The sequence below is a fragment of the Clostridioides sp. ES-S-0005-03 genome (genome assembly GCF_020658455.1).
In the GTDB taxonomy this organism is placed as follows: domain Bacteria; phylum Bacillota; class Clostridia; order Peptostreptococcales; family Peptostreptococcaceae; genus Clostridioides.
Map to the genome: position 1 here is coordinate 744,935 of NZ_JACVWI010000001.1, position 15,614 is coordinate 760,548.

Consider the following 15,614-nt stretch of genomic DNA (forward strand, 5'->3'; position numbering starts at 1 on the left):
GATATGATTATTTGCTGTACGTTCATGTTGTCGTCCATAGTTGCCTTGGGGTTAAGCACTAACTAAATTTAAAAAAGACCCTACACCTATTCTACCTATATTGGAACAATTAAAAACCGACTCATCACTGTATGTGCGAAAGAGTGTTGCTAATAATTTAAATGACATTTCTAAAACACACCCAGATTTAGTTGTAAAGCTTGCGAAGGATTGGTATAGTGTAAATGAATATACTAACTGAATTGTAAAATATGGTTGTAGAACTTTACAAAAAAATGAAAATAATTTGTAAAATTATATTCAATTGTATATAAAAATAATATAAATTTTTATTAAATTTAAAAAATACAAAATATAAATACAGTAATAATATAAAAAATTACATATAAAACTAAAAAATACAAGTAATTTACTTTTTAAGTTGACAAAATATTGCATATATATTATGATATAAATCATAAATAAATAAATAACGTAGATTCGCAGAAGAAGAAAGTAGCATAAAGGAATTTTACAGAGAGTTAGATTTGGCTGAGAACTAATATTGAAATTTGTGTGAAAAGAGCTTTGGAGAATACTATTACAGTTCTATTGTAGTAGTGGTTTAATTCGCCTTAAGAAAATGAGTGAGTAAAATAAATTTTTACTAATAAGAGTGGTAACACGGATTGGTATTCGTCTCTTGGATTTTTTCCAAGAGGCGTTTTTTATTATAAAATTATTTCAGAAAATTTAAAACTATATATTAAATGAAAATTATAAATATATAGTTGTTAATAAATTTATAAATTAGAAAATTGTAAAACAAACAAATTAAATGGTTTTACAATTTTAATGGAGGGATGAAAATGGAAGAAGAAAAAATTAATTATGCCCTGGAACAGGTTCCAGAGAATCAAAAACGTGGTTGGGTAGCTATGTTTTCAGTGCTAGTAGCAATAGGTGTGGATTTATCATCTGTTATTTTAGGAGCTGAGTTAGCTCAAAGTATGCCAATGAAACAAGCAATATTATCAGTAATTGTAGGTTCATTTTTTTCTGCTATTTTGTATACTATATGCTCTTTAGTTGGTTCATCTACAAGCTTATCTACATCTATGATAACAAAATATGTGTTTGGAGAAGCTGGAGCAAAAATATTTTCTCTAGTTATAGGAGTTTCTTTATTAGGATGGTTTGGAGTTCAAGTAGGCTTTTTTGCTCAAAATGCTCAAATAATAATAAAAGATATATTTAATCTAGATGTGAGCATGCAAATTTTAAGCCTCATAGGTGGTCTTTTGATGATGAGTACAGCTATTTATGGATATAAAGCAATGGAAAAATTAAGTGTGTATTCAGTACCATTCTTATTAATTCTTATGATGTTAACTATATTCTTAGCTTTTAAAGTAAATGGAATTCCAGTTGATGATAATATGAAATCGACTATGACATTTGCAGGTGGAGTTTCTCTATCAATGAGTATAATAATAGTTGGAGCAATAGTATCACCTGACATAAGTCGCTGGGCTAAAAGTAGAAGAGATTGTGCACTTTCAAGTTTTCTAGGGATACAATTTGGAAATGCTTTTATGATAGTAGTATCAATAATATTAGTAAAATGTATGGGTACTTCAGATATTATGAGAATTTTTATTACATTAGGAATTGCTATACCAGGTATAATTGTACTTACATTAGCTCAATGGACTACAAATACAAGCAATGTATATTCTGCATCACTAAGTATAGCTCTTGTACTAAAAAAAGCTCCTGAAAAAGTATTAACTATAGTTCTTGGTGTTGTAGCAACTTTATTAGCTGTATTTGGAATATATGAAGGATTTATAGGATTTTTAAATTTACTTGGAATTGTTATTGCACCTGTTGGTGGTGTGTATACAGCAGAATATTATATAGTAAAACAAGAACTTAAAGGATTTGATAAGGGGATAGCATACAAACCAATAGTTAAACATTCAATAATATCTTGGATAATTGGTATATTAATAACATACCTTTCTACATATGGATTTATAACTCTTACTACTATAGCACCTTTAGATGGATTTATAGCAGGATTTATAATACAATCAATTATTGGAAAAGTGATTTGTTCATCAAAAAACAAACAAGAAGCAGAAAAAGCAGTTTAATGAAATATGCTTGTAAAGTATAAAATAAATTTGGAATATGAGGAGAAAGTAACATGAGATTTTTAACAGAAGAAAGCGTGGATAAAATAGCAGTTGGCGCAGCAGTGCTTGGAACAGGAGGAGGAGGAGACCCATACATAGGTAAATTAGTTGCAAAACAAGCAATTAAAAAGTATGGGCCTGTAAAAGTGATTAGTTTAGATGAGCTAGAGGATGATGCTTTAGTAGTACCAGTATCTGGTATGGGTTCCCCTGTAATTACAATAGAAAAATTACTTTCTGAAGTGGAATTAACTACTCCTTTAGAGATAATGGAAAAATTATTGAATAGAAAAGTTGATGTTATAATTCCTATAGAAATAGGAGGAATAAATTCACTTATGCCAATAGCAGTTGCTGCAAAAAAAGGGCTTCCTATTTTGGATGCAGATTCTATGGGTAGAGCGTTTCCGGAAGCTCAAATGGTAACTTTTTATCTTGAAGGATATGAAGCATCACCTGCTGTAATGGCTGATGAAAAGGGTAATTCAGCCATCCTTTATCCTGTTGATGGAATTTGGTCAGAAAGATTGGCTAGAACTTTAACAGTAGAAATGGGAGGAAGTTCTTCTATTAGTGACTATAATTTAAGTGGAGCTCAAGTTAAAAAAGCTGCGATAGGAAATACCTTGACTATAGCTGAAACTATAGGAGGATTTTTACTTGAGAATAAGTCAGACTCAAAAGGTGCTATTGAAAATATATTGAAAGAATTAAAAGGGTATAAATTATTTGAAGGAAAAGTAGTTGATATTAAAAGAGAGTTAAAAGGTGGTTTTACTAGAGGGCATGCATTCTTCGCTGGAATTAATGGATATGATGGAGAATACTCTGTACTATTTCAAAATGAAAATCTAATTGCAAAAAAAGGTAGTACACCACTTTGTATTACGCCAGATTTAATAGCAATATTAGATTTAGAAACTGGATTCCCAATAACTACAGAAAGAATAAAATATGGTTCTCGTGTGATGGTAGTAGCTTTTCCTTGTAATGAAAAATGGAGAACTAAAAAAGGAATTGAGACAGTTGGACCTGAATACTTTGGATATGATGTAGAGTATAAAACAGTAGAAGAATTACAAGGAAAATAAAAATTTAGGGGGAAATTTTGATGTATCGTGTAGGAATTGACGTTGGAGGAACAAATACAGATGCTTGTATACTGGATAAGGAATTAAAAGTAATCCATTCAGTTAAAGTAGCAACTACAAAAGATGTTGAAACTGGTGTTTATAATGCCTTAAAAAAAGTTATAGATGAAAGTAAAATTGACCATTCATTAATAAAATATGCTATGCTTGGTACAACTCACTGTACAAATGCAATAGTAGAAAGAAAAAGACTTAATAATGTAGCAATGATAAGAATTGGAAAACCAGCAACCACTGCTATTTTACCATTTATAGATTGGCCAGAAGATTTAAGAGAAAAAATAGAATTAGATTCAATATTGATATCTGGTGGTTATGAGTTTGATGGAAGAAAGATAAATGAACTTTGTAAAGATGAAGTTGTAGATTTTTGCAATAAGATAAAAGGCAAGGTAGAAAGTGTTGCAATAAGTGGAGTATTTGCTCCTGTAAATAAGCAACAAGAAGAAGAAGTTGCAAAATGGGTTAGAGAGATTCTTGGTGATATTCCAATATCCTTATCAAATGAAATAGGTAATATAGGTATACTGGAAAGAGAAAACGGAGCAATTTTAAACTCTGCATTGTCTAGAGTAGGTAAGGCTGTTTCTTTAGGATTTGAAAAAGCATTGAAAGATTTAGGAATAGATGCAGAAATATATTTTAGTCAAAATGATGGAACATTAATGAATTTGGAGTACACAATGAAGTATCCTATTTTCACAATTGGATGTGGAATAACAAATTCTATAAGGGGAGCGTCTTTCTTGTCAAAAGTAAAAAATGCAATAGTACTAGATGTTGGAGGAACTACGAGTGATTTAGGTGTATTATACAATGGATTTCCTAGAGAATCTTCAATTCCTGTTACAATTGGAGGAGTACATACGAACTTTAGAATGCCCGATGTTTTAACTATTGGACTTGCTGGGGGAACTTGTGTAAAAGGCGAAAAAGACAATATAAAAATAGGTCCTGAGAGTGTAGGGTATAGAATAACTGAAGATGCAATAATATTTGGTGGTGATACTTTAACTTTATCAGATGTTGTTACAAAGTTAGGCATGGCATTTGAGGATAGAAAAAATAATGTTGAAAATTTAGATAAAGATTATTGTGATGAGGTATATAAAAAAGTAATTTTAAAACTAGAAGATGCTGTAGACCAAATGAAGACTAGCCAAAATGATGTTGAATTAGTTTTAACTGGTGGAGGAAGTATAATTGTTCCAGAAAAACTAAAAGGTATAAGTGATGTTATAAGACCTCCTCATTATACTGCAGCAAATGCTATTGGTGCAGCTTTAGGGCAAATAAGTGGGGATGTAGAAAAAGTGTACAGCTTAGATAAAATGTCTAGAGAAGATGCTATAGAAGACGCAAAACAAGAAGCCATAAACAAAGCTTTAAAAGCAGGTGCTAAAAAGGATACTATAGAAGTATTAAATATAGAAGATGTTCCACTTGCATATCTTCCAGGTAATGCACTCCTGATAAAAGTGAAAGTTGTTGGAGATTTGATATAATTTAAAGAAAATTTAAGTCTTTTTGAATATGTTTTAGATATAAAAAAATCGGTGCATAGTTTGTACCGATTTTTTATATTTATTAGTAGAGAACTCGTTTTTTTGCTTCTGCTATAGCTCTAGCAGCACTTTTTGCCTCAACTCTTTTTTCTTCCTCTCTTTTAAAAGCATTTATTGTATCATTTAAATTTTTATCGTGTTCATTTTTTTCTTTGTCTTCGTTTTCTCTGTAAACTAATACATAATCTATTATTGATTCATTTATTATTTGAGATATACTTTTATTTTCATTAATTCCTATTCTTTTAACTTCTTTAAGTAATGTTTCATCAATGTGAACTGTTGTTTGTTTTGTATTTTTTGCCATCTTAATCACCTCTTAAAAAAATTTTAACATTAAAATTTTTTCTAGTCAATAAATTTTAATGTTAAAATTCTTTAAAAGTTTTTATTTGTTTTTCTAAAACTTTCTATTTTGTTTATCATATTTTTTTTAATATTTTCTCCTAATACAGAAGATTTTAGTCTAGGATTTTCAATATGGTCATAAATTGGTTCTAGGAATTCAACTTCAACAGGAACAGAGTTAATTTTACCAATAGGTTGATATCCTTCATAAGTATCTTTTGAATTTTTTATGACTAATGGAACAATAGGACACTTTGCTTTATATGCTATTTTTAAGGCTCCACTTCTAAAATCTGATACTAGAGAATTTGGTTCTTTAATCCAGGTTAAATCTCCTTCTGGAAACACTGCCATACTCTGACCTGTAAGTATATTTTGTGAGGCTTCAGCAATACTTTTAATCCCTTCTCTATTATTTTTTCTGTTTACATATACACATCGTAACAACTTCGCCCATTCTTTAAATATAGGTATATTTCTCCAAACTGGCTCATCTGCAATTACACACCCAATTGGTCTTTCTACACTTGCTGCTAGGATAAAACTATCAAGCATACTTGAATGATTTACAACAAATAAGATTGGTTCTTTTGGTAATGTTTCTTTGCCAAGTATATTAAGGTCTATATTTACTATATCTAAAGATTTTTTAGCTTGTTTTTGCATAAATTCAAATTTTTCTTTTAAGCTAAATTTATCTGGATTTTTTTTGATTTTTATAAGTTTAGGTATAGAAGATGTAAAGCCTATGAGCTGATATGTAGCAAATTTTAAGTAATTATTCATAAAATTATCTCCTTAAAATAAAATTGTTTATTACTGTAAAGATTTTAACATAAAATGAAATTTAAGTCTATTTTAATTGGGATTTATAACTTACATTTAAAATAGACTTATTCTGAAGTTTTTATACTTATAATTTTATTAATAAAATTATATCAATAATGTAGTATTCTATTAGATTAGCTAAATAACCTTTAAATATTATTTTGTACAAATATAAGAATCCAATATAGTATTGTTTTAAATCTTATATTATGCTAAAATTTATTTGTATTTTATAAATTACAAAAATATATAGTTTAGTTTTCTAGGGTTCCGCATTTTATAATGGTCAGGTCCAAGAGAAAACGCACAGTTATTGTGTACACGGAAGGATAAAAGCCTGGGAGATATTTAATAATATTTCTGTAGGCTTTTTTATTTTTATATATTTTAAAGTTGAGGAGGTATTCTAATGAAAAAATTTGTTGTTGAGGATGAGTTTTGGAACCTATTTCCTAGTTCAAAGATAGGAGTTGTTATTTGTAAGGACATAGACAACTCTATAAAGGATAAAGAAGAATACAAGGAAATGATTTTGCAGGGAGAAAAAGAGGCATTAAAACACTTGAAGGATTTAGAATTTAGCAATAACCAAGTAATTAAAGTATGGAGAGAAGCATTCAAAAAATTTAAAACGAAAAAAGGAGCAAGGTCATCTATTGAGGCATTGCTAAAAAGAGTTCATAATGGAAATCATATAGCAACTATTAACCCCTTAGTGGATATTTACAATTCTATTTCGCTAAAATATGCATTGCCTTGTGGTGGAGAAGACATAGACAAATTTATGGGAGATATTAGGTTGACTAGAGCAGTTGGAAATGAAGAATTTATACCATTAGGAACAGAAGAAAACTCATCTCCATATGAAGGTGAGATAGTCTATAAAGATAATGAAGGTGCAATTTGTAGATGTTGGAATTGGCGTGAAGCAGTGAGGACAATGCTTACTGAAAATACAAATAATGCATTTTTATGTATTGAATTAGTAGATGAAAGTAGATTTGAAGAATTTGAGAATGCCTTGAATTATTTGGCGAAAACAGTTCAAGAAAATTTAGGTGGAACATGTAAAATTTCAATTTTAGATATTAATAATAAAGAAGTATCAATAAATTAATTTTGAGAGGATAGAGTAATGAGTGGTTTTAGTTATAAAGATATTTATATTGAGGATGGAAAAAGAGTATTAGAAGTAAATATACTTCCTGAAAAGTATTGTAACTTTGATTGTATATTCTGTCCTATTGGAAGGTCATATAATAAAGTGGATACACTTCAATCATTTGACAAGATGGATGACTCACTTAGAGAATTAGAAAGTATAATAGAAAAGCATAAGGCAGAACTAGTTTTCATTAATTCAAAAGGAGAATCACTATTGAATGATAAAATTTGTGATGTAATCGAGTTAGTAAAGCGCAAAAGAGTGCCTGTACGATTACTTTCTAATGGATATTTATTAGGTAAAGACGAATATATAGAAATAGCCAATATGTGTGATGAAGTCATTGGAGAGATAAAAACAATATCGGAAAAAGATTTTCAAAAAATTCAGAGACCAATTATAGGATATACTCTAGAAGAATATATTTCAAATATGATTTTATTTAATAAACAGTATAAAGGAAAATTTATTTTAGAAGTAACAATTATAAAGGAATATAATGATAATGAGGAATCTATTAATAAGATAAAAAGTATTATTTATGAATTATCTCCAGATAAAGTAATTGTTGAAAGAATGAACGATGAAAAATTTAAGCAAAAATTTGATATATCTAGTGAAAAATTTGATAAAATTTCAAAAACGTTATTAAACTTTTGAAAACATTAATGAAAAATATTTATATATGAAATAAAAATCTAATAGAGCTAATCTATTGGATTTTTTATATATAATATACTATATATCTTTACTGAATTAACCCTTATTTATGAAGAGTATTTTATATTTAGGAGAGGTTTTTTTTTATTTGTCCAAATAATATTATTTACTTAATTAATAATTATATTGTATATTACCAATAAAAAAAGACTCTTAAAAGAGTCTTTTCCGAAAAAATCTATATAATTATAATATAGTTATGTTTTCTGCTTGCTGACCTCTAGCACCTTTAACTATATCAAAGCTTACTTTTTGACCTTCTTCTAATGATTTAAATCCTGAAGTTTGTATAGCTGAGAAATGAGCAAATACATCATCTCCACCTTCTACTGTTATAAAACCAAATCCTTTTTCGTTGTTAAACCATTTCACTATTCCATTATTCATTAAAAATACTCCTATTAACCTATATCAAGATATACTTGATTTAATTGTGTATTACCACAAATACTATTGTATCATAGATTAATACAAATGTCTACTTAATTGTAATTTTTAGTTAACATTTTTTGCTTATGCTTAACCATAAAAAATTGAAAAGCTTTGTGTTACTATATATTGGTGTAAATGCAGATAAAATACTTTACTAACATTTAATTGACATAAATATTAAAATATAAAATTAAGAGATTTAAAAATCAATGTTTATTTGTGAAAAAAATAGATAGCTATTATTTTATATTGAATAATAGCTATCTATCTTAGAGAATATACAATTATGTATTAAGGTATTAATATTTTAATTTATATACAATATAAAATATATAAATATGATACTATTATAAAGCTAGAGAAGCCCATTTTTCACATTGAGAAATTCTTTTTCCATCATCACCTTGTTTTTTATCATATGCAAATTGAGTTAATATTTCACATGGAAATGTGTCACATAGGCCACAATGTGTAAGATTTTTATTCTCACAACATGATTTTACAGGACATTCTTCAGACCAAAAAGGTTTATCAATATTTGTACATCCAGCGCAATTTACATCTTCCTTATACTTACATTCACAACACAAAATTCCACATCTTGATTCTATCATTTTAAATCCTCCTCAAATATAAACTTTAATATAATCATATGTTAAAATTTATATTTCTCATTGTAAAAATCAGACAAATTTTTTATATAGGTTGTTGGATTAACACCACAAATAGATTTAAAATCATTTATAAAGTGAGATTGGTCATAATAACCTATATTTTGAGCTAAAGTTGTAAATGATATATTATTACTTTGTATTTCTTGTAGTACTGTATTTATACGTAATAATCTAAGGTATGTCTTAACACTCATACCAAGAGAATTATTAAAAATCCTATTTAAATGGCGTTCACTATAACAACTAATTTGAGCAATATTTTTAACAGACATAATAGAGTTTTGTTTCCTAGCATCTATAAGAATTGGTATTGTTAAATCTTTTATATTAGATTTAAATAAGTACGATAAAAATAACCTATCGAATTGTTTAATGAGTTCTTTAAGAGTATTGGACTTTTCAAAGATAGAATTAGTTTCGAAATCAAGTTGAGTGTTAAAGTCTTTAACAGGGATTATTAAATCGGCTGATTCTATCTGAGGAAAACCTGTTAAATAGTATACTCCACATGGAAGAAATTCAACAAATACTCTAAATAGTACATTTTCTATATCATTTTTTACAATAATAGTTTTTGTTGTAGCACCCCAAAATTTGCTAGTTATACCTTTTTTACTAAATTCAAATACGATACATCCACTGGCATCAGGTATCAATGTCAGGTTTTCTATAGAATTTTTATCTGGAAAAGTTATTGTATAGTGAGCTATATATGGTCTTAATAATTTGTGTGGTGAAATATATATATCATGATTGTGATTTTTTAGCATGTTTTTAATTTTTTCTATCATAAGTATATCCCCCTGATACTATTTAGTGATAAATAGATTAGTTTAATTTTAGTATTTTATGTAATAAAATATTCTGATAAAAAAGTTTTATTGAGAGTATAAAGTATATAGAATAATTATAAAATAAAGTCTAAAAATGTACAATTATTAAAAAAAATATATGCACTCATGAAACTTGTATATTAGATAGAGTTAGGTATAAACTAAACACAGAAAATAATGGTGTTACTTTTATAATAGATACATATAAAGATATTTTTAAGAATAAAATTTATTATTAAATAAAAAATAAGGGAGAGTGATTTAATAGAATGGCATCAAAACAAATACCAAGAAATAATTTAGAAAAGTTTTTAAGAATAAGAGTTCTATCACATACAGGCGACAAAATACATATAAAATTACCTGTAAATTTTGCAAAGAGAATGATTGAAAACAATGCTTTAGATTTATTTAATGGAAAAGATGATGTAGTTGATGGTAAAAAAGTTACTGAAATACTAGTTAAGGCATTTGACTATGATTTAACTGGAGAAGTGGTTCATCTAGAAAGAAAAAATGGGGATATTATTAAAGTATCAATTGTGCAATAAAATTAATTTATAGGAATTTCAATTTGATGTAATTATAAAAGGATTATATAAAAAATAAATTATTTTACCATGTTAAAAGCTATATAAATTTGTTATTTTGCAAATTTATATAGCTTTTTAAGTATTCTTATTATGTGTGATAGATATAAAATAATAGTATATTTATATAAGTTAAGTTTTCTGTATTCTCACTTGTAATATATATTTTAGAAGTATTTTGAAAGTTAAACAATTGGCAGTATATTCTATTTTTCTATTGAAAATGATATAATATAGCTACTAAGAGGGAGGAGGACAAAATTTTGAAGTTAAAAACCTATCAATTAATTCTGATTGTTTGTATGATTTTTCTTTCTTTTCCAATAAAAATTAACTCTGCTTCAGATAGGGTTCCAGTTAAAGTCGGGTATTATGATGATGGCGATTATATGAGTCGAAATGAAAATGGAGAGTATATAGGATTTAATTTTGAATACTTACAAGAAATTACTAAGTACACTAACTGGAAATATGAAATAGTAGATTGTAAAAGTTGGGAAAATGCTCTTGAAATGTTAAAATCAGGTGAGATAGATGTTCTTCCTAGTGTCTATTATACAAAAGAACGTACAAAAGAAATGCTTTTTCCAACACTACCAATGTGTAATATCTATACAACTTTAAATGTAAAAGTGGATGATACTCGTTATGATTATGAGGATTTTGATTCATTTCAGGATATGAAAGTAGGTGTTATTAGTAATAGTAAGGATGCTGAAAACTTTAAAGAATATTGTAAAACAAATGATTTTGAAGTTAAAATTATATCTTATAAAGAAACAGATGATTTATTAAGAGATTTAAAAAATGGAAATCTTGATGGTGTTGCTATAACACATCTTGGTCGGACTAGTACATTTAAAAGTGTAGCACAATTTTCTCCAGAGCCACTCTATACTGTGGTTTCAAATAAGAAACTGGATTTATTATCTCAACTGAATTCTGCTTTGAATACATTGACACTTAGGAATTCAAGTTATGAAACAAAATTATATAATAAATATTTTTCTATAAGTACTGCTCAGAAGCCAGTATTTACGAAAGATGAGCAAGAATATATACAACAATCTGGTGAAATTTCAGCTGTTTATGATTCTACAAAGATACCACTAGAATATGGTGATTCAAAAACAGGTGAGTTTTCTGGTGTGGTTGCTGATTTATTTAAGGAAATTACAAATAACACTGGTTTAAAATTTAGATTTGTTTCTGCAAAAAGTTATAGTGAAGCACTTCAAGTATCAAAAGATTCTAGAATATCTATAGTTTGTGGTATGGAAAACGATTATATTAACAACCAAAAAAACAATATAAGAACAACGCAGTATTATTTACGTGCTCCAGTAGTTTTAGTTAGTGGAGAAAAAGAAAATGAAATTAAAAAAGTGGCAGCTGTAAATGGTTCTTTAATTGGACAAAATATTACTGAAGATGGGAAACTAGATAGAACTATAGAGTATTATAATTCTCCAAAAGAATGTTTTGAGGCTGTATTAAAGGATAAAGTGGATGCTGTTTATGTAAATACATATATTGCAGATTATCTATTGTCCAATCCTCGTTATGAAAAATTTTCTGTTTCGACCTTGACAAACTATGCAGAAGAAATAAGTATTGGTATTTCTGATTCTGCAGATTCGAGGTTATTTTCTATACTAGATAAATGTATTCAATATATGTCAACAGAACAAATGGACAGAATAATTTTAAAAAATACGATAATTCAATATGATATAACTTGGCAAGATATTATCCACCAGCATCCAATGGCAATTATTGGAGGCGTTATTATAGTATCAGCTATTATTATTATACTTTTGAGTTTTCTACTTTTATTAAAGTCAAAAAATAATAAACGTATTGAGAGTTTGTTATACCGAGATAGTCTTACAGGAATTTGGAATTTAAATAAATTTTGTAAAGAAGCTATTAAGAGTTTAAGAAGTGCAGAAAGTGGTTCATATGTGATTGTTTATTTAGATATAAAACAATTTCGAATGATTAATGACACTTTAGGTTTTTCAGAAGGAGATGAAATACTTTGTGCATTAGCTAAAGCTTTACAAGATTCTGTATCTTTTGAAGAATCTTGTGCTCGCGTTTCTGCAGACCAATTTGTTATGTTATTAAAATACGATAGTTGGGAGTGCTTAGAAGAACGTCTCTTCAAGATTGATAATCAATTAAATGGTTGGGTAGAAAAAATGAGAAAAACTTACCAACTTATTCTTGTATTTGGTGTATATATAGTAGATGAAGTTGAAAAACATGATATATCTCTCATGCTTGACCTAGCAAATTATGCAAGAAGAAATACAGAAATAACTCACAAAAGTTGTGTTGTACTTTATGATATGACTATGAGAGAGGAAGGGTTACATCAAAGAAACTTAACAGATAGAATGCAAATAGCCTTAGAACATGGAGAGTTTGTTCCATACTTTCAACCAAAGGTAGATATGAATACAAATAAATTGGTAGGAAGTGAAGCATTGGTAAGATGGAATTATCCACATAAAGGTATAATAAGTCCTGCAAAATTCATTCCTTATTTTGAAAAAAATGGATTTGTGGTAGAAATTGACTTTTATATCTATGAAGAAGTCTGCAAAATGTTAAAGAGATGGATGGATTTGGGATTAAATATTAGTCCAGTATCCTGCAATTTTTCCAGAATTCATTTTAATAATGAAAGCTTCTCAGAAAAATTGATAGAAATAGCGGATTCCTATAAAATACCTCACAAATACCTTGAAATAGAAGTCACAGAAAGTATTTTTGTTGAAAATCTCAATCAGATTTTGAGTCATTTTAATCAACTAAGAGAATCAGAATTTCCTATTTCTATAGATGATTTTGGTTCTGGATATTCCTCTCTTGGCTTATTACAACAATTTTCTGTTGATATAATTAAGTTGGACCGTACATTTATACAAAAAGGAATGCATGGTAGTCGTGAACAAGCTGTCGTGCGTGGAGTGGTAAATATGGCAAAAGAATTAAATATGAAAGTTATATGTGAAGGGGTAGAAAGTATAGAACAAGTGAGAATACTAAAAAAAATTGGATGTTATTTGGCACAAGGATATTTTTATGCAAAGCCAATGCCACAAGATGATTTTGAGCAATTATTAAAAAATCCTGTGCTTAAAATTAAATCAAATGTTTAAGGTACTCGTTTATTATATAAGAGAAAAAGAAAAATACCTATTCTAAATTTATATTAACTAAATTGAAAAAGCTATAAATAATAGAATTATTATTTATAGCTTTTTATTATATTAAGTAGTTAATTAAAATTAAATACAAATTGTAGTCATTATATTTTCTGTTTAAGTTTTAAAACTTGTTTTACTATATTTGTTGAATGGTCAGAAATTCTTTCTAAGTTAGTAAGTAAGTCAAGGTAAAGTACACCAGCATCAATTGTACAACTACCATTATTTAATCTAATCATATGAGAATTTCTAAAAGTTTTTTCTAAGTAATTTACTTCATTTTCAACTTCTAAAACTTTGTTTGCTAATTCAAAATCTTTTACATCTAAAACTACTAAAGCATCCTTAAAGTTAGTCATAGTTTTATTGTATATTTCATAGATTTCTTTTATTGCACTATCAGAAAAGTTAACATTCATTTCTTTAACAGTCATAGCCAACTCAGCTATATTTTCAGCATGGTCAGATACTCTTTCGATATCATTTACTGTATTGAAAAGTAAATCTGTTCTAAATTGTTCATCATCTCTGAGTGGTTCTTTAGAAAGTTTTAACAAGTAATTTAATATATCTTTTTGCAATTTATTAACAACTTTTTCAGACTCAAAAGTTTTCTTAATATCCTCACTACTTTTATTTAAAAAACCTGCAATTGAATGTTCTAAAGAGTTTGTAGCTTTATGGCCCATTCTAACAACTTCTTGTACAGTATTACCAAGTGCTATAGATGGAGTACTAAACATTCTTTCATCTAAGTACTTAGTATTGTTTACAATTTCTGACTCAGTTTCCTTAATAGGTATAAGTTTATTTGCTAATTTAACTATGTATTTAGAAAATGGCAATAATATTATAACATTTGTAAGATTAAATAAAGTATGTGCATTTGCTATTTGTCTAGCTGTGTCAGTTGGGTCAAAATGAGTAACTATTGCTGATATAGGTTTATTTAAGACAAGCATAAATATTATTGTACCAATTACATTAAAGCTTAAATGCATTACAGCTGCACGTCTAGCATTTCTATTTGCACCAACACTTGATAAAAGTGAAGTAACACAAGTACCAATATTATCTCCATAAAGTATAGGTAAAGCAGCTGATAGAGGAAGTATTCCTTGAGAAGCTAAAGCTATTAGCATACCCATAGAAGCACTTGAACTTTGTATGATACCAGTGATTGCAAATCCTGCTAATATACCAAGGATAGGATTTTTACTAAAATATAAGAGTGTATCAGTAAATCCCTTATACTCAGCAAGTGGAGCTACTGCATCTTTCATAAATTCCATACCTGTAAATAATATACCAAAACCAATAAGTATTTCAGCTAAGTGTTTTGTTTTTTGATTTGATGTAAATAAATAAAATACTATACCTATACCTAATGCAATTGGGGCTATTCCTTCAAGATTAAATGAAACTAATTGGGCAGTAACAGTAGTACCTATATTTGCACCCATTATTACACCAATGGCTTGACTTAGATTCATTATTCCTGCATTTACAAACCCTACAACCATTACAGTAGTAGCACTTGAACTTTGTATGATACCTGTAACAACTGTACCCACCAATACACCCATAACAACATTACTTGTTAAGAGTTCGATGATTTTCTTTAATTTGTCTCCTGCCGATTTTTGTAAACCTTCTCCCATTAAACTCATTCCATAAAGAAAAAGTCCAAGTCCACCGATAAGACTAACTGCTATATTCACGATATTTCCTCCCTTAAGAAATTAATAAATTTTTTATATGAATTATAAACTTTATTAACTAAAATTTATCGTTTCCATAATATAGAATAACAAATTTTGTCAATTTAAATATTAACGTTTTGTTAAGTATAGGTTAAGAGAATGTTAAATCTTTAAGTTGTTGTTAATTTGAGAAAACTTATATCATAT

At 27.8% G+C, this 15,614-nt stretch carries 13 protein-coding genes, 1 riboswitch and 1 other annotated feature; of the genes, 7 read left to right on the plus strand and 6 right to left on the minus strand.

Annotated features, from left to right (window positions below; translation table 11 throughout):
• The first annotated feature begins 474 nt into the window (after positions 1–474).
• Positions 475–686: a binding site (T-box leader), on the plus strand.
• Between the two features lie 162 nt (positions 687–848).
• Genes IC218_RS03565 through IC218_RS03575 form a run of 3 tightly spaced genes read left to right on the plus strand, consistent with a single transcriptional unit; the run spans position 849 to position 4,836 of the window.
• Positions 849–2,138, plus strand: coding sequence for a cytosine permease (locus IC218_RS03565; protein ID WP_227823823.1), 1,290 nt, complete (start codon positions 849–851; stop codon positions 2,136–2,138).
• Positions 2,139–2,191: 53 nt separating this feature from the next.
• Positions 2,192–3,271, plus strand: a complete 1,080-nt coding sequence (locus tag IC218_RS03570; RefSeq protein ID WP_227433213.1) for a DUF917 domain-containing protein — start codon at positions 2,192–2,194, stop codon at positions 3,269–3,271.
• Positions 3,272–3,291: 20 nt separating this feature from the next.
• Positions 3,292–4,836, plus strand: a complete 1,545-nt coding sequence (locus tag IC218_RS03575) for a hydantoinase/oxoprolinase family protein (protein WP_227433214.1) — start codon at positions 3,292–3,294, stop codon at positions 4,834–4,836.
• A gap of 82 nt (positions 4,837–4,918) precedes the next feature.
• Here IC218_RS03575 and IC218_RS03580 read toward each other — a convergent pair whose 3' ends face one another.
• Both IC218_RS03580 and IC218_RS03585 read right to left on the minus strand, forming a co-directional pair.
• Positions 4,919–5,203 carry a transcriptional regulator gene (locus IC218_RS03580; RefSeq protein ID WP_227433215.1) on the minus strand — a complete coding sequence of 95 codons (285 nt, stop codon included), beginning with the start codon at positions 5,201–5,203 and terminating at the stop codon, positions 4,919–4,921.
• A gap of 71 nt (positions 5,204–5,274) precedes the next feature.
• Entirely contained in the window at positions 5,275–6,030 is a 756-nt protein-coding gene (locus tag IC218_RS03585; RefSeq protein WP_227433216.1) for a lysophospholipid acyltransferase family protein, read from the minus strand.
• A gap of 293 nt (positions 6,031–6,323) precedes the next feature.
• Positions 6,324–6,418, plus strand: a riboswitch (guanidine-I (ykkC/yxkD leader).
• 63 nt (positions 6,419–6,481) lie between these two features.
• On the opposite strand from IC218_RS03585, the gene IC218_RS03590 reads away from it, so the two are divergent.
• Both IC218_RS03590 and IC218_RS03595 read left to right on the plus strand, forming a co-directional pair.
• Positions 6,482–7,189 carry a B3/4 domain-containing protein gene (locus IC218_RS03590; RefSeq protein ID WP_227483234.1) on the plus strand — a complete coding sequence of 236 codons (708 nt, stop codon included), beginning with the start codon at positions 6,482–6,484 and terminating at the stop codon, positions 7,187–7,189.
• 18 nt (positions 7,190–7,207) lie between these two features.
• Positions 7,208–7,897, plus strand: coding sequence for a radical SAM protein (locus IC218_RS03595; protein ID WP_227433217.1), 690 nt, complete (start codon positions 7,208–7,210; stop codon positions 7,895–7,897).
• A 246-nt stretch (positions 7,898–8,143) separates the two neighbouring features.
• On the opposite strand, the gene IC218_RS03600 is transcribed toward IC218_RS03595, so the two are convergent.
• The 3 genes from IC218_RS03600 to IC218_RS03610 all read right to left on the minus strand — a co-directional run bounded on the left by IC218_RS03600 (position 8,144) and on the right by IC218_RS03610 (position 9,854).
• Entirely contained in the window at positions 8,144–8,344 is a 201-nt protein-coding gene (locus IC218_RS03600; RefSeq protein ID WP_227433218.1) for a cold-shock protein, read from the minus strand.
• Positions 8,345–8,736: 392 nt separating this feature from the next.
• Positions 8,737–9,003 carry a DUF3795 domain-containing protein gene (locus tag IC218_RS03605; RefSeq protein WP_227433219.1) on the minus strand — a complete coding sequence of 89 codons (267 nt, stop codon included), beginning with the start codon at positions 9,001–9,003 and terminating at the stop codon, positions 8,737–8,739.
• Positions 9,004–9,044: 41 nt separating this feature from the next.
• Complete coding sequence (locus IC218_RS03610; protein ID WP_227823824.1) at positions 9,045–9,854, minus strand: helix-turn-helix transcriptional regulator; 810 nt, start codon at positions 9,852–9,854, stop codon at positions 9,045–9,047.
• Positions 9,855–10,165: 311 nt separating this feature from the next.
• Here IC218_RS03610 and IC218_RS03615 point away from each other — a divergent pair, with 311 nt between their 5' ends.
• Together IC218_RS03615 and IC218_RS03620 are read left to right on the plus strand one after the other, a co-directional pair.
• Positions 10,166–10,447, plus strand: coding sequence for a hypothetical protein (locus tag IC218_RS03615; protein WP_004454426.1), 282 nt, complete (start codon positions 10,166–10,168; stop codon positions 10,445–10,447).
• A 302-nt stretch (positions 10,448–10,749) separates the two neighbouring features.
• Positions 10,750–13,656 (plus strand): EAL domain-containing protein, encoded by a 2,907-nt coding sequence (locus tag IC218_RS03620; RefSeq protein WP_227823825.1) that lies wholly within the window; start codon positions 10,750–10,752, stop codon positions 13,654–13,656.
• Between the two features lie 149 nt (positions 13,657–13,805).
• Here IC218_RS03620 and IC218_RS03625 read toward each other — a convergent pair whose 3' ends face one another.
• On the minus strand, positions 13,806–15,425 hold the full coding sequence (locus IC218_RS03625; RefSeq protein ID WP_227823826.1) for a Na/Pi cotransporter family protein: 1,620 nt from the start codon (positions 15,423–15,425) through the stop codon (positions 13,806–13,808).
• Positions 15,426–15,614: the final 189 nt, after the last annotated feature.

Excerpts from the sequence above, each read along its gene's own strand:
- IC218_RS03565 (WP_227823823.1), top strand. The coding sequence starts at position 849 with ATGGAAGAAGAAAAAATTAATTATGCCCTGGAACAGGTTCCAGAGAAT.
- IC218_RS03570 (WP_227433213.1), top strand. The coding sequence starts at position 2,192 with ATGAGATTTTTAACAGAAGAAAGCGTGGATAAAATAGCAGTTGGCGCA.
- IC218_RS03575 (WP_227433214.1), top strand. The coding sequence starts at position 3,292 with ATGTATCGTGTAGGAATTGACGTTGGAGGAACAAATACAGATGCTTGT.
- IC218_RS03580 (WP_227433215.1), bottom strand. The coding sequence starts at position 5,203 with ATGGCAAAAAATACAAAACAAACAACAGTTCACATTGATGAAACATTA.
- IC218_RS03585 (WP_227433216.1), bottom strand. The coding sequence starts at position 6,030 with ATGAATAATTACTTAAAATTTGCTACATATCAGCTCATAGGCTTTACA.
- IC218_RS03590 (WP_227483234.1), top strand. The coding sequence starts at position 6,482 with ATGAAAAAATTTGTTGTTGAGGATGAGTTTTGGAACCTATTTCCTAGT.
- IC218_RS03595 (WP_227433217.1), top strand. The coding sequence starts at position 7,208 with ATGAGTGGTTTTAGTTATAAAGATATTTATATTGAGGATGGAAAAAGA.
- IC218_RS03600 (WP_227433218.1), bottom strand. The coding sequence starts at position 8,344 with ATGAATAATGGAATAGTGAAATGGTTTAACAACGAAAAAGGATTTGGT.
- IC218_RS03605 (WP_227433219.1), bottom strand. The coding sequence starts at position 9,003 with ATGATAGAATCAAGATGTGGAATTTTGTGTTGTGAATGTAAGTATAAG.
- IC218_RS03610 (WP_227823824.1), bottom strand. The coding sequence starts at position 9,854 with ATGATAGAAAAAATTAAAAACATGCTAAAAAATCACAATCATGATATA.
- IC218_RS03615 (WP_004454426.1), top strand. The coding sequence starts at position 10,166 with ATGGCATCAAAACAAATACCAAGAAATAATTTAGAAAAGTTTTTAAGA.